The sequence below is a fragment of the Paenibacillus lacisoli genome (assembly GCF_030580655.1).
Taxonomy (GTDB): Bacteria; Bacillota; Bacilli; order Paenibacillales; family Paenibacillaceae; genus Paenibacillus; species Paenibacillus lacisoli.
On the sequence record NZ_JAUQTB010000003.1, the window covers coordinates 309,776 to 324,607 of the forward strand.

The following is a 14,832-nucleotide window of genomic DNA, read 5'->3' on the forward strand; positions in this document are numbered from 1 at the left end:
TAGGCCTTGAACTTCGCCGGATGTTCACGTACAATGCAGACATTAGAGCATCCGGCAGCAACAGCGGCAGGAGTGCGATCAACAGAGGTGTCTTGATTTGAATATGGCTAAGAAGACCCGCGCGGTAACGCCCAGATGGCTGGGTATTGCTCTGCAGGCACTGATTTATCTGGAAAGAAATGGGGAGTTGTGCGCCAGCGGTGAGATTGCGGGACGCATTCATTGTGAGGTAACCCTTGTACGGCGTGTGCTGACACGCCTGGTACAGGCCGGACTCATCGCAGCCCGTGAAGGCCGGGATGGCGGCTATTATCTGACCCGTCCGGGCACGGAGATTACACTTGCTGATATTTATCAGGCGGTTGGCATGGATGCTTCGATATGCCCGGGTATTCTTCAGACGAATACCGAGGAGAGTCCGTTCAGCACGGAGGTTAATCATCTGGTATCCGATGTATTGGAGGAGAGTGAACGGGTTATGATGGAGCTGTGGAGCTCCTATACGTTGTCATCTCTGTCTGAACGGGTATATAAACAATTGAAGTAAGCAGTCGAGGAGTTATAACTGGACCGTGAGGATTCCATGTTGACTTTAAGGTCTGCGGTAATTATACTGTGGTTGTTATGACCACAGTATTTTTTGTGCACCTGTGAGCGGCTTGGCTGTTTCCATGGTGAACGAAACTCATAAAAGACATAGATGACTTAGAGATAAAGGAGAGATTAATTATGAATTCCAGATTCCAACCGCTGTTCGAGCCTTTCACATTTCGTTCCGGTGTAACGGTCAAGAACAGAGTGCTTATGGCTCCCATGACTAACTTTGCTTCCCATCAGAACGGTGAGGTCAGTGACGAAGAGCTGGCTTATTACCGTGTGCGCAGCGGCGGTGTAGGTGCCGTTGTGACGGCATGCGTATATGTAACCCTGGACGGCAAAGGATTCTACGGCGAGTTCGGTGCGGATACCGATGAGATGATTCCAAGCTTGCGCCGCCTGGCAGATACCATTCATGCCGAAGGTGCCAAGGCGATTCTCCAGATTTATCACGGCGGACGTCTGTCTCCGGTGGATCAGATTCCAGATGGCACACCGCTTAGTGCGAGCGCAGTACCTGCCGAGCAGGAGAATGCGCCTGTACCCCGTGAAATGACGGAAGAAGATATCCAGCGTGTCATTGCTGCTTACGGGGAAGCTACACGCCGAGCCATCGAAGCGGGTTACGACGGTGTTGAGATCCATGGCGCGAACGGCTATCTGCTCCAGCAGTTTTTCTCTCCGCATGCCAACCGGCGTGATGATGCTTGGGGCGGGACGCTGGAAAAACGTATGGCCTTCCCGCTGGCGGTGGTAAATTCGGTTAAAGAGGCGATCGCAAAGCATGCCCGCCGTCCGTTTATTCTTGGCTACCGCCTGTCTCCGGAGGAAGGTCATGAGCCTGGTATCACGTTCGAGGATACGCTGCAGCTGGTAGACCGCCTGGCCGATCAGGAGATGGACTACCTGCATATTTCGGTGAACCACTTCTTTGGTGGTTCGTTCCGTGACCGCAGCCAGACGGAATCCCGTACAGTACTGATTCATGAGAAGGTCGGCAGCCGTGTAACCGTAATTGGTGTAGGCTCTCTCGATACGCCGGAAGAAGCTGTGAAGGCATTGGAAACCGGTGTTCCGCTGGTCGCACTGGGCCGTCCGCTGCTGATGGATCCGGAATGGGTGCAGAAGGCGGAGAACGGCAAGGAAGATTCAATCCGCACAACGATCTCGAAGCAGGCCCAGGAGGAACTGGTTATCCCTGACGTACTCTGGGGTGCGCTGGTGAATACGCCAGGCTGGATGCCGGTAGTTGATTAAGATTGAATATGGAGGGTTCCCCGGGGGGAACCCTTTTTATTTTCCATGACAGGTTGAAGGCGTTACAATAAAAGAGCAATCATTCACAATTCATACATACAGGCCCTGGGCTGACTGCACTGCAAGGAGCGGAAGCGGCAGAGGCGATGTATCCTGAAGGAGGAACTGCAAGATGAAATACCGGAGACTCGGTGGCAGCGGGTTGAAAGTCAGTGAAATCAGTCTGGGAAGCTGGCTGACGTATGGCGGGTATGTGGAGCAGGAGAATGCAGTGAACTCGATTGAGACGGCGTATGATCAGGGGATTAACTTTTTTGATACGGCCAATGTGTATGAAAGAGGTGCGGCAGAGGAACTGCTTGGGAGGACGCTTAAGGCATATCCCAGAGAGTCCTATGTGCTGGCAACCAAGGTGTTCGGCAAAATGGGTGACGGTCCCAATGATCAAGGCCTGTCGCGAAAGCACATTACCGAACAGGCTCATGCCAGTCTGAGAAGGCTGGGTGTGGAGTATGTTGATATCTATTACTGCCACCGTTTTCATGAGGAGACACCGCTGGAGGAGACACTGCGGGCACTCGATGATCTGGTGCGCCAGGGAAAGGCACTATATATCGGGGTCAGCCAGTGGACTGCTGCCCAGATGGAGGCGGCGCTGGCCGTGGCAGACCGCTATCTGCTGGACCGGATCGTGGTCAACCAGCCAATCTATAATATGTTCGAACGTTACATCGAGAAGGAGATTATCCCGCTTGGAGAACGCAAGGGCATTGGGCAGGTCGTTTATTCGCCGCTCGCACAGGGACTTCTGACAGGCAAATACAGCTCTCTCGAGGACATTCCCGCAGACAGCCGGGCGGCCAAGCTGGGCTGGAAAGAGGGCAGAATTAACGAAGAGACCATTCACACGGTACAGCAGCTGGCCCAGATAGCGGATGAGCTGGATCTGAAAGTCGGACAGCTGGCACTGGCCTGGATTCTCCGTCAGCCGAATGTCTCCAGCGCACTGGTTGGTGCAAGCCGTCCGGAGCAGATCAGCGAAAATATCGGGGCTTCGGGGGTAGAACTGCCGGCAGATGCCCTGGAGCGGATCGAAGGCATTTTATCCTAGAATCGGTTACCATGTTGGCAGCAGGCAGTTCCTCCTAAGGGACTGCCTGTTCGTGATGAATGTATATTTATCTAATATTCACATGAATTTATCACTAAAAGTCAAGGTATCCTCCTGTACCGAAAACGTTTACAATATTTGGCGAATAAGATTGTAAGCGTTAACAATTAGTTTGGAGGTTTCATATATCACAGCCTGAGGAGGGAATGAAATGTTCAAAAAGTTCATGAGTATTGCGCTGGTGACGGCCCTTGCCGTTCCAGCCGCATCCCCGCTGCATGCCAAGGCGGCATCCGCAAACAAGCCGGCAGCAAGCCAAGCGGTCCAGAAGGTGCAGAGCCAGGCTTATGATTGGGGCCGTGCCAAGGTGGTTGGCGGTGGTTTTATCCCTGGTATTGTCTATAACGCTAAGCAAAAAGATCTGGTTTATGCCCGTACGGACATGGGAGGCGCTTATCGTTGGGATCCTGCTGCAAAGACGTGGAAACAGCTGCTGAATTCGGTGGCTTTTGATGAATGGAATATGCTTGGTGTTGAAAGTCTTGCCACCGATCCGGTAGATCCTAACCGTGTCTATATCGCCTCAGGCACCTACACGAACGATTGGACGGACATGAACGGCGTACTGCTGCGCTCTACCGACAAGGGGGATACATGGAAGCGGACAGAGCTTCCTTTCAAGCTGGGCGGGAACATGCCTGGCCGCTCCATGGGCGAGCGTCTGGCCGTCGACCCGAATGATAACCGAATCCTGTATTTGGGTACCCGTAGTGGCAACGGCTTATGGAAGAGTGACGATTATGGGAAGACATGGAAGAGAGTTCCCAGCTTCACCGCAGCAGGCAATGTCAAAGATGACTATGGCGATATTGCCGGTGTCGTATGGGTTACCTTCGATCCTGCAACAGGCAGGAAGGGAAAATCTACCCAGACGATCTACGTTGGTGTAGCGGACACCAATAAGAGCATCTATAAGAGTACAGATGGAGGCAAAACATGGGCACCGGTTGCGGGCCAGCCTGACCATGGCTTTGTTCCTCATCATGGTACGCTCGCCTCGAACGGCAATCTCTATGTGACTTATAACGAATTTATCGGGCCTTATTCCGGCGGGAAGGGTTCCGTGTGGAAGCTCAATACAAAGACCGGAGAGTGGACGGACATCAGTCCGACTGGCAATACCGAGAATCCGTATGGCGGACTGGCTGTCGATGCTCAGCATCCGGATACGCTGATGGTAGCGACGATGAACAAATGGTGGCCGGATGATTACATCTACCGCAGTACGGATGGCGGCAAGACATGGAAGCCGTTCTGGACCCTTGATTATTCCAAGAATCCCAGCCGTGAGAACAACTATACGATGGATTACTCCCTCGCTCCGTGGCTGGATTGGGGCGAAACGAAATCTTTGCCGGAGACTTCCCCTAAGCTGGGCTGGATGATCGGTGACATAGAGATTGATCCGTTTAACTCGGACCGGATGCTGTACGGCACCGGGGCTACACTGTACGGTTCCTCCAATCTGACGGCGCTTGATCGTAATGAGAAGGTGAACATCTCCGTTGCAGCCGAAGGGATTGAGGAGACTGCTGTTCTTGGCTTGATCAGCCCATCTTCCGGTGCTCCCTTGCTCAGTGCGATGGGTGACATCGGCGGCTTCCGGCATGAGGATCTGAACAAGGCACCGTCCATGATGACGAATCCAACCATCGGGACAAGCACGGATATCGACTTTGCCGAGAGCAACCCGAACATTGTAGTACGGGTTGGCAACGGGGAAGGGGAAGCTGCCCGCATCGGCATTTCAACCGATAACGGAAGGACCTGGAAGCCGGGAAGTAACGCCTGGGCTGCTTCCAAGGATGATAAAACCGAAGGCGGTTCCGTGGCTGTTTCTGCAGATGGCTCCACCATTGTATGGAGTCCCAAAGGCAGCGACCGCCCTGTGAGCTATTCCAGAGACCTTGGGATGACCTGGACTCCATCCCAAGGCGTGCCTGCACAATCGAGAGTATCAGCCGACCGTGTTAATCCGAACCAATTGTATGCTTTCCATGAAGGCAAGTTCTATATCAGTACGGACAGAGGCGCCACATTCTCGGCTTCGCAGGCAGGTGGCCTGCCGCAGTCGTTGACCAGTAACTTTAAGGCTGTGCCGGGAAAAGAAGGCGATATCTGGCTGGGATCAGCGGTGGACAACAGCCATAAGGAAAACGCATATGGACTCTGGCATTCTACCGATTCCGGCAAAACCTTCACAAAGCTGAGCAATGTCAGTGAAGCAGCTACGGTCGGGTTCGGTAAGGCAGCGCCGGGCCAGGCTTACCCGGCTCTCTACAGCTATGGCAAAATCAACGGACAATATGGTGTCTACCGTTCCGATAATGGGGGTTCCAGCTGGGTCCGCATCAATGATGACCAGCACCAGTTTGGCGCTGCGAATACGACAATAACCGGCGACCCGAGAGTCTATGGCCGTGTCTATGTCGGTACGAACGGTCTGGGGATTGTGATCGGAAATATCAGGGGGGGCAGCACCAATAACCCGATGAAGGACCGCAAGGCCCCTTCCATTACCCTTCATCAGAAGAGTGGACGGGTGAAGACGGGCAGCTTTATCCTTTCCGGCAATGTGAATGAGCTCTTGAAGGACGGGATCGTTACAGTTAAACAGAGCGGACATTCAGCTGTCCGGCTGGCTGTTAAAGATGGTGCGTTCACACAGGCCTTCCAGCTGGACAAAGGAACGAACACGTTTACCGTGGAAGCAGTAGACCTCGTCGGCAATATGGGCCGGGCCCGCATTGCAGTGATGTATAAACCTTAATTTCATTTCAGTATAGATAGGCGGCGCAGCCGGAGTTCATCCGGCGCGCCGCCTTTTTTGGCATGCTTCTCTTTCCTGTAGGCTTACCCAGCCCTCTATCCATCTGCCTGTGATGCATTAAAAAGGGGCCCGACGCAAATACTGGAATATCGGACTAGGCATCGGAAGGAGGTACACCATGATCCGCTATCGTTCTATTGGCAGCAGGCGTTCTTCGAGCAGTGCAGGGGGCAAAGGGCAGGGACCATCCGGTTCTGCTGCTGAAATGACAGCTAATTTGGAGGAAATGCTGCAGCGTATTCAAAATTATACGGGCGGCAGTCAGGATGTCGTGATACGCCGTCTCCAGGTCGGCAGTCCCTCCAGTTATCCGGCAGCGGTTATTTTTTTGGAGAGCATGGCCAAACAGGATTATGTAGATCGATCGGTCGTTCACTCCCTGCTCGGAATTCCGGGACATACTGCCGGAGAACAGGCAGATGATGCGGAGCAGATGTTCCGTCATATGCAGGCTCAGGCGCTGGCAATTGGTCACACCCAGATTCATGAGGACTGGAAGGCCATGATGAATGCGCTGCTTAATGGGCAGACACTTGTATTTCTGGATGGAATCAAGAAAGTGATCGGCTGCTCCACCTTTGGCGTTCCGGAACGGTCTGTTGCAGAACCGACCACGCAACTGGTCATCCGCGGGCCAAAGGACAGCTTTGTAGAGTCTATCTTCACCAATATTTCCCTTATACGCCGCCGGATCCGCAATGCTGCCCTGCGTACAGAAATGTTTCAGGTGGGCTTCGAGTCAAGAACCGGCCTGCTGATGGTATACGTAGAGGGGATCGCCGATGCCAAGATCGTGGATGAGGCACGTAAACGTATCGAGCGTATCGGGATTGATGCCGTATTTGACTCCGGGCAGATTGAAGAGATGATTGAAGACCAGTCCTTTACGCCTTTTCCAACTGTCTATAATACAGAACGCCCGGATGCTGCTGCCTACTCCCTGATCGAAGGCCGGGTTGTCCTCATCGTAGATGGTTCGCCTTTTGTGCTGGTTGTCCCGACCGGATTTGCCCATTTCTTCAAGAGCACAGCGGACTATGCCGAACGCTTTGCCATTGCTATTTTCATGCGGCTGATTCGGTATATGAGCTTCATTATTCTGGTACTCGGACCTTCACTCTATATCGCGCTTACGACCTACCATTATGAAATGATACCCACACCGCTGCTCATCAGCCTGCTCGCCCAGCGGGAGACGGTTCCGTTTCCTGCGTTCATTGAAGCGATGCTGCTGGAGATTGCCTTCGAAATTCTACGCGAAGCGGGTGTGCGCATGCCACGTGCGGTCGGACAGACCGTGTCGATTGTAGGTGCATTAGTCTTGGGGCAGGCGGCTGTGGACGCAGGTATCGTGACTCCGCTGCTGACGATTGTGGTCGCGCTGACCGGGATTGCAAGCTTTGCCCTGCCATCCTATGACATGTCTGTAGCAGGAAGGCTGTTCCGGTTCATGTTCATGGTACTGGCCGCCGTCTTCGGTTTGTACGGCGTTACACTCGGTTTGATTGCCATGGTCGCACATATGAACAGCCTCCGCTCCTTCGGGGTTCCATACATGATGCCCTTCAGCCCGTTTGTGGCAGAGGTCCACAAGGATACCGTTCTGCGTTTCCCGACTTGGGCGATGCGCAACCGGCCTCGTCTCGTGGCCAGCAAAATAAAGAGAGAGGTGGAGAGGGAGGCATCCGGATCAGGCCAGCAAGCAGGGGGTTCATCCAGCGGTGCCGGCACGTCCGGACAGGCTGACTCGACGGGCAGCAGCAATCAACAGCAGGACAGCCGGAGTCAGCCGGATTCGGAATCACAGCCTTCTTCAAACCAAGGAGACTCATAAGGATGAGAATGTTATATGTGTTACTAATATGCACTCTCACCTGCCTGCTGCTGTCAGGCTGCTGGGATGCGCGCGAGTTGAATCAGCGGGCAGTTATTGGAGCCATCGGGATAGATGCGGATGATCAGCCGGACCGGTATGAAGTATCGATTCAGGTCGTGATCGCGGATGAGATCGCCGGTGCCAAAGGGCGCGGGACGACACCGGTCGTTTTGTACAGTGAAGAGGGAGATACCATTATGGAAGCACTGCGCCGGATCGCGCGCAAGGTGCCCCGTCAGATATCGCTAGCACATGTCCGGACCGTAGTCATCAGCGAAGACCTGGCCCGTAAGAGCATCGCAGACTTTATCGATTTCCTGGAGCGGGACCCCGAAACACGGATTACGATGGATATGATGATTGCCCGCGGGGAGAAAGCGAAAGATGTGCTGAAGACGATGACTTCGGTGGGGCGCATTCCTGCTAATGATATTACCGATAAGATGGAGGTGTCGGAACGGCAGCTGGGTGAGAATTATACAACGCCTATTGATGCTGTTATCCGGGGGCTTCTGGTTAAAGGCGGAGGTCCGGTTGTCAGTGGTATTGCGGTAGAAGGCGATTTGAAAGAGGCATCAGGCAAGTCCAACGTCGAGTCCATTGAACCCAAAGCTACGCTGCTGGCTAATGGTATGGCGATTTTCCGGGACAGCCGGCTGGCCGGATGGATGGACGGCGAAGAGGCCATCGGTCTCTCTATGATTAACAACAAGGTCAAGAGCACCGTTACGTCGCTCTCCTGCGGCCGCAAGCGGGAGGGGGTTATCATCTCGACTTATTATATCAAGAGCAGGGTAAAAGCTGAATTTGTGAACGGAAAGCCTGTGATGCACATTTATGTCAAAGAAAAAGGGTCCGTCGGAGAGTCCAACTGTGCGCTTGCCCTTAGAGATTCGAAGGTTCTGGATTCTCTGCAGCGGTCCTGGGCCGAGAAGACGGTAGAGATCCTGAAGGCCACCGTTCATGCTGCCCAGGAGGCGAATACAGATGTTCTGGACTTTGGACAGGCTATTGCACGGGGGCATTCCAGAGAGTGGAAGAAGCTGTCCAAGGAGTGGCCGCAGCTGTTTCCGGAGCTGGATGTCCAGTATCATGTCAATGCCTTTCTGGTTCATACCGAGTCTCGAAATAACCCGTATAACCGTGTACAGCAGGAGTAGGAGGGTGTGATATGGATAAAATCAAGCTCAGCTCTCTTGAGATGCTGGCCTTAATCATGATGCTTGTGCTGGGCACCTCACTGGTAATCAGCCAGGCGGACGCATCGCGGCAGGATGCCTGGATAGCCAATTTGCTAGGGATTATTCCAGGGGTTTTGATTTTCCTTATGTATGGATTCCTGCATTCGCGTTTTCCGGGATATACACTTTTAGGTTATGCGAAGCTCCTGCTGGGATCCTATCTTGGAAAAGCGCTTGGATTTCTCTACCTGCTGTTCTTCCTCTACGGTGCTTCCCGGGATCTCCGGGATAATGGAGCATTAATCGCGATGAAGGCATTGACCCGTACCCCGATCGGGGTTGTGAATATGATTATGATTTTAACGGTAGCCTACGTCCTTTATCTGGGTATTGAGGTGCTCGGAAGGACGGCGATGCTGTTCCTGGTTCTTATTATCATACTAGGAGCCGTCAGTCTGGGTTTACTGACCTTTTCAGGCGTCATTCACTTGTCCTTCATACAGCCCATATTGGGCCAGGGCTGGAAGCCTGTCCTGCAGGCGGTATATCAGGAGGTATGGATGTTTCCTTTCGGTGAGACTATTTGTTTTGTCATGCTGCTCCCTTATTTGACGGGAAAGGCGGCTGGCACAGGAATTGGGATCACGGCCGTTGTACTGGCTGGATTGATGCTTGTAGTTACTGTATTTATTACCATAACGGTCATTGGCCCGGATCTAAGGATGCGGTCGGACTTTCCGCTGCAGACAGTGATATCGCTCATTCGCATTCAAAACTTCATTGAAAGGCTGGACGTGGTTTTTATCATGACGGCGGTCATCGGCATGTGCTTCAAAATTTCAATCTATTATCAGGCCGCACTGCTGGCGGCTTCCGAATTGTTTCACATTCCGGTCAAGAGGCTGATTCTGCCGTTTGCATTTATCCTGCTGATCGCTTCACTAACTATTGCCGGGAGCTTTCAGGAGCATCACGAAGAAGGCAAAGCGGTGTTGGTGACTATTTTCCCGGTATTCTCTGTATGTATCCCTCTGCTGCTGGTTGTTGTTGCGCTGGTCAAACCCCGGAAAAAGGAGCTGAAGCGGGATGAACAGGGATAAGGTTAGTGCCGGCCAGATGCTCTCTATGATGATGTTATTTGAAATGGGGACAGCGCTAGTCGTTAATATCGGGATTGAGGCCCGCAAAGATGCCTGGATATCCATCTTCATTGCTATGGTGGGTGGAGCCATGCTCTTCTTCGGATATGGGACACTGGCCAAATGGTATCCCCGTGACCCTCTGACGGTATACGCCCGCATTCTGCTTGGCCGCTTTCTGGGTACAATGGTTGGCGTGATGTATCTGATTTATTTTATGTATATCGCGGGCCGGAATGTGAGGGATGCCACGAATCTGATTGCAATCAGCACCCTTCCGCATACTCCTTTTTTAGTCATCAGCATATTCATGATTTTGATAGTCATCTATGTTCTTCATCACGGTATTGAGGTGCTGGCAAGAACGGCATTGGTTTTTATGGCGGTGATGCTGGGTATCGGAATACTCAGCAACAGCTTGTTAGTTGCATCTGGTTCCTTGGAGCTGGAACGGATCCTGCCTGTCTTGCAGCAGGGATGGGGACCGATCTGGAGAGGGGTTTTTCAGGAGACACTGGTATTTCCGTTCGGGGAAATGATCTGTTTCACCATGCTGATTCCATTCATGGCCAGTCCTGACAAGGGCCGGCGGCTGGGCATCCTGGCCATCATTCTGAGCGGATTGGTATTGAGTGATACCACAGTTATGAATATTGCCACGCTGGGCTATAACATTGTCGAAGGGTCTGTGTTTCCACTTCTTACGACCATTGGCAAGGTTCAGGTATCTGAATTTATCCAGCGGCTGGATGTGCTCGTGCTGATGACCTTGATGATTGGCGCCTTTTTCAAAATATCCCTGTTCTATTGTGCTGCACTGCTGGCAGCCTCAGACATCTTTCGCATCCCGTATAAGAAGCTGCTCTTTCCTATGGGATTCATTGTTTTGATCTGGTCATTCATCATGGCGGAGAGCTTCGTGAAGCATCTTCAATTCGGCAAGCTGGCCATTCTGTATGTACATCCGCTGTTTGTCTACCTATTCCCGTTTCTGCTGCTGATCGCCGGTCTGCTGCGCAGAAGAAGGGAGAGACGAGGGAGGCGTAATCAGGCGTAACCAGGCATGATAGACGGCCTGGAGCGCCTTTTTAATATGTCTTGAAGTGACCTGAACGATGATTACAAGCAGAAAAGCAGTAAGTCCGATTTCTTCTGAAGGCCGCATCACATAATGGTTAATATCAAAGAATTTGAGCGGGGAGGACACCCCAAAAACAAGATCCAGAATATAGTTGATCCCCAGCATCAGTGTGAATAACAAGATAAAGATCAGCGTCACTTTCATTCAGTCAGCACCCTTTCACCTTGATAATATGTTCGGGAAAGTCTCCAATCCTGTGAGCATGAATGCAGATCCCCGTTGTACACAGTGTGGTACTTTACGAGACATATTATCCGGCAGGCATTGACGATGAGTGTAATAAGATTTATACTTAATCTAAATCAAAATAAAATTCAGTTAATGGCTCCTGGCCATTCGATATACAACTATGATAAAAGGAGTCCTGAGTGTGAGAGCTTTAAATTTAACATCCCAACGTCAAGCCGTGTATGATGTGGTCCGGAATTCTCATGACCATCCGACTGCGGCCGATGTTATGAACCGGCTGGTGGAGCAGGGGCATAATCTAGCATATGGCACGGTGTATAACTCGCTCCGTTATTTGACGGACAAGGAATTGATTCAGGAATTGAAACTGGGCGAAGCGGCAAGCCGCTACGATGCCCGGATGGATGATCACCAGCATATTATCTGCCAGGTTTGCGGCAGTGTAGATGAGGTGATGTCGGATGTTCCGCAGGATTGGATGGAGCAGGTCACACAGGAGACCGGGTATTCCATCAATCATGCCCATGTCGTATTCGGAGGAGTGTGCCGGGCATGTCAAGCCAAACGAATCAAGTAAAATACAGCATTAGCCGAGCCTCAATTCCGGACAGCCTGCGGACACGTTTTGCTTCGCCGGCCCCAGCTCCGGAGAGGGAACCGCTGCGGCTGGTAGATACCTGTCCTGTTACGAGACGTGTGATTCTCGTTAGCCCGATTCCCGGTGCTGTGACGGATCTTGTACGCACGTTGTCAGACGGCTGCTACGATGTTCTTGTTTTTCACCGTTGGGAGCCGGAAGTGCAGGCTCAGCTGCGCGGTGAGCTGCTGATCTACGATATGACATCTGCCCGCAGTGACAGTGAATTCGCAGAGCTGAAGAGTCGGCTTGCTGCAGGCGGTGCTGAAGATGTACCTTGTCTTTTTCTGGTGAAAGAGCCTTGCATGCCGCAGGGCGGCGGAGCCGGACCCAGAGAAGATGTTCTGGTATGGCCTGCGGCATCCGCTGAAGTGCTGTACCGGGTGCAGCGGATGATGGAACGCCGTCCGGCATCCATGATCGACAGTGAGCGTACCGTCTTTAAGGATTTGTGGATCGACCGCGGCCGGATGATGGTCCGTCAAGGAGAGAACCTGCTGAGTCTTACGAAGACAGAATATGACCTGCTGCTGATGCTGGTGGACAGCCGGGGCAAAGTCGTGTCCCGTGAGGCCATGCTGAGCGATATCTGGGATACCCAGTTTATGGGGGGCAGCAACGTCGTGGATGTTCATGTGAAAAGCCTGCGCAAGAAGCTGGGAGACAATGCAGCCGCGCCGAAGTATATAACAACAGTAAGAGGAGTGGGGTACCGCCTGGCGGACTAACCCTGCTCTTTTTTTTATTTTTCACTGAAAAATGGCAAGCAAAAAAGCGTCGTCTTCTGAAGCCGAAGGCAACGCTTTGTAATGAGGGGCACATCGTGTACATGCCCTGAATCTATTTAGTGTTCGATAGCTTCCTCGTCGCGGGCAACCTGGGCAAACCACCAAGTAACACCGGCAAAACCAACCAAAGCAACTACTGTGATGAAAATAATAAATCCTATGCCGCTCATGTTTCTACCTCCCAAGATGATTTCTGACTCTATTGTACTATGACCTGTTCCACAGTGAATGCCGACTTCGTGACAAATCCCTGAACAAAACACGCCATGGTATGCAGAACAGCAGGGAATGCAGAACAGCAGGATCAAGTTCACCTCAAACTTTATTTGAAGTTAGCTCAGGTTCTGCTCATCAAACGGTCATGTTTCATTCATTGAAAACTCATGTAATGCTCATGCTGGTATTCGTAAGGAATGATAATATAAAAACATAAATTTAGATCCAGTCTAAATATATGTATAATATATGGTTATCATAATTCAGGCCGATCAACGAAAGGATGGATATTTAATATGGATCATCGTTTGACGACGAATCAGGGCACTCCGGTTGGGGATAATCAAAATTCCAGAACGGCTGGACAGCGCGGACCTACATTGCTGGAGGACTACCACCTGCTGGAGAAGCTCGCTCATTTTGACCGTGAGCGTATACCAGAACGAGTGGTACATGCCAGAGGTGCAGGTGCTCACGGCGTATTTCGCGTGGAGAACAGCATGCGTGAATACACCAAGGCTGGATTTCTTCAGGAGGCGGGTCAGGAGACACCGGTCTTTGTCCGATTCTCAACCGTTATTCACGGTGTGGGTTCACCGGAGACAGCGCGCGATCCACGAGGATTTGCGGTGAAATTCTATACCCAGGAAGGCAACTATGATATTGTCGGCAACCACCTGCCGGTCTTCTTCATCCGCGACGCAATGAAGTTCCCGGATATGGTGCATTCACTGAAGCCGGCTCCTGATACGAACATTCAGGACCCAGCCCGTTATTGGGATTTTATGACCTTGTCGCCGGAATCCACCCATATGCTGACCTGGCTGTTTTCGGACCATGGTACGCCCGCTAACTACCGGGAGATGGATGGGTTCAGTGTTCATGCTTTCAAGTGGATCAACAGTGAAGGTAAAGTGACTTATATTAAATATAAATGGGAATCCATGCAGGGTGTTCGTAATCTGACACGTGCCGAAGCGGCTGACGTACAGGGAGCTGATTTTAACCATGCTACCCGTGATTTGCACACGCATATTGCCGAAGGCAAATTCCCGCAGTGGCAGTTGAAGGTTCAGCTGCTGGACGCGGAGGATATGGACAGCTTCAGCTTCGACCCTCTGGACCCGACGAAAACCTGGCCGGAAGACCGGCTGCCGTTCCATATCATTGGCACGATGACATTGAACCGGAATCCGGAGAACTTCTTCGCGGAGACCGAACAGTCAGCCTTCTCGCCGAGTGCCGTGGTCCCGGGCATCGAGCCTTCGGAAGACAAACTTTTGCAGGGGCGCCTTTTCTCTTATCCGGATACACAGCGTCACCGTCTGGGCACCAATTATTTGCAGCTGCCAATCAACTGCCCCTATGCACCCGTGCGCAATTACCAGCGGGACGGTGCAATGAACACAAGACAGAATCCGTCACCAGTGAACTATGAGCCGAACAGTCTGGCGGGCACCCCGCAGGAGGATCAGCAGTACCGTGATAGCCGTATTCCGGTTTCAGGCTACATTACACGGGAGAAGATCGAGAAGCCGGATGACTTCACCCAGGCCGGGGAGCAGCACCGCTCTTACAGCCAGGAGCAGCAGGAGAATCTGCTTGGCAATCTGCTGAATGATCTGCGGCAGGTACCCGAACAAATCCAACTGCGCGCGGTCTGCAACTTTATCCGAGCTGATCTGCAGCTGGGCGGCAGATTGGCAGCAGGTCTAGGGATTGATATTAGCGGATTTATGAAATCCTAATCAAAAATTAATGAGAGACCTCTCCGTTCCTGTAAAGGGCGGCGGGGTCTCTTTTTTGAAGT

The 14,832-nt window shown here is 52.1% G+C and carries 12 protein-coding genes; 11 read left to right on the forward strand and 1 reads right to left on the reverse strand.

What is annotated here, in order from left to right; genetic code table 11:
• Positions 1 to 97: 97 nt before the first annotated feature.
• The 8 genes from Q5741_RS08365 (at position 98) to Q5741_RS08400 (ending at position 11,108) form a co-directional block, all read left to right on the forward strand.
• On the forward strand, positions 98 to 547 hold the full coding sequence (locus tag Q5741_RS08365; RefSeq protein WP_305023617.1) for an Rrf2 family transcriptional regulator: 450 nt from the start codon (positions 98 to 100) through the stop codon (positions 545 to 547).
• Between the two features lie 182 nt (positions 548 to 729).
• A complete protein-coding gene (locus Q5741_RS08370) occupies positions 730 to 1,854 on the forward strand; it encodes an NADH-dependent flavin oxidoreductase (protein ID WP_305023618.1) in 1,125 nt (374 codons plus the stop codon).
• Between the two features lie 172 nt (positions 1,855 to 2,026).
• Positions 2,027 to 2,965 (forward strand): aldo/keto reductase family protein, encoded by a 939-nt coding sequence (locus Q5741_RS08375; RefSeq protein ID WP_305023619.1) that lies wholly within the window; start codon positions 2,027 to 2,029, stop codon positions 2,963 to 2,965.
• A 211-nt stretch (positions 2,966 to 3,176) separates the two neighbouring features.
• Positions 3,177 to 5,795, forward strand: coding sequence for a WD40/YVTN/BNR-like repeat-containing protein (locus Q5741_RS08380; protein ID WP_305023620.1), 2,619 nt, complete (start codon positions 3,177 to 3,179; stop codon positions 5,793 to 5,795).
• Positions 5,796 to 5,973: 178 nt separating this feature from the next.
• The gene (locus Q5741_RS08385) at positions 5,974 to 7,689 is read left to right on the forward strand and encodes a spore germination protein (RefSeq protein ID WP_305023621.1); all 1,716 of its coding nucleotides are present in this window, start codon (positions 5,974 to 5,976) and stop codon (positions 7,687 to 7,689) included.
• Positions 7,690 to 7,691: 2 nt separating this feature from the next.
• Positions 7,692 to 8,891 carry a Ger(x)C family spore germination protein gene (locus Q5741_RS08390; protein WP_305023622.1) on the forward strand — a complete coding sequence of 400 codons (1,200 nt, stop codon included), beginning with the start codon at positions 7,692 to 7,694 and terminating at the stop codon, positions 8,889 to 8,891.
• 11 nt (positions 8,892 to 8,902) lie between these two features.
• Positions 8,903 to 10,012: a GerAB/ArcD/ProY family transporter gene (locus Q5741_RS08395; protein WP_305023623.1), complete on the forward strand. Its 1,110-nt coding sequence runs from the start codon at positions 8,903 to 8,905 to the stop codon at positions 10,010 to 10,012.
• Positions 9,999 to 11,108, forward strand: coding sequence for a GerAB/ArcD/ProY family transporter (locus Q5741_RS08400; RefSeq protein ID WP_305023624.1), 1,110 nt, complete (start codon positions 9,999 to 10,001; stop codon positions 11,106 to 11,108). The genes Q5741_RS08395 and Q5741_RS08400 overlap by 14 nt, the downstream gene beginning before the upstream one ends.
• Here Q5741_RS08400 and Q5741_RS08405 read toward each other — a convergent pair.
• A complete protein-coding gene (locus Q5741_RS08405; protein ID WP_305023625.1) occupies positions 11,031 to 11,336 on the reverse strand; it encodes a hypothetical protein in 306 nt (101 codons plus the stop codon). The genes Q5741_RS08400 and Q5741_RS08405 overlap by 78 nt on opposite strands.
• A 226-nt stretch (positions 11,337 to 11,562) precedes the next feature.
• Here Q5741_RS08405 and Q5741_RS08410 point away from each other — a divergent pair, with 226 nt between their 5' ends.
• From Q5741_RS08410 to Q5741_RS08420, 3 genes are all read left to right on the forward strand, one after another.
• Positions 11,563 to 11,958 (forward strand): Fur family transcriptional regulator, encoded by a 396-nt coding sequence (locus Q5741_RS08410; RefSeq protein ID WP_305023626.1) that lies wholly within the window; start codon positions 11,563 to 11,565, stop codon positions 11,956 to 11,958.
• Entirely contained in the window at positions 11,934 to 12,746 is an 813-nt protein-coding gene (locus Q5741_RS08415) for a response regulator transcription factor (RefSeq protein ID WP_305023627.1), read from the forward strand. Before Q5741_RS08410 ends, Q5741_RS08415 begins: the two co-directional genes overlap by 25 nt.
• 572 nt (positions 12,747 to 13,318) lie before the next feature.
• On the forward strand, positions 13,319 to 14,770 hold the full coding sequence (locus Q5741_RS08420) for a catalase (RefSeq protein ID WP_305023628.1): 1,452 nt from the start codon (positions 13,319 to 13,321) through the stop codon (positions 14,768 to 14,770).
• The last annotated feature ends 62 nt before the right edge of the window (positions 14,771 to 14,832 follow it).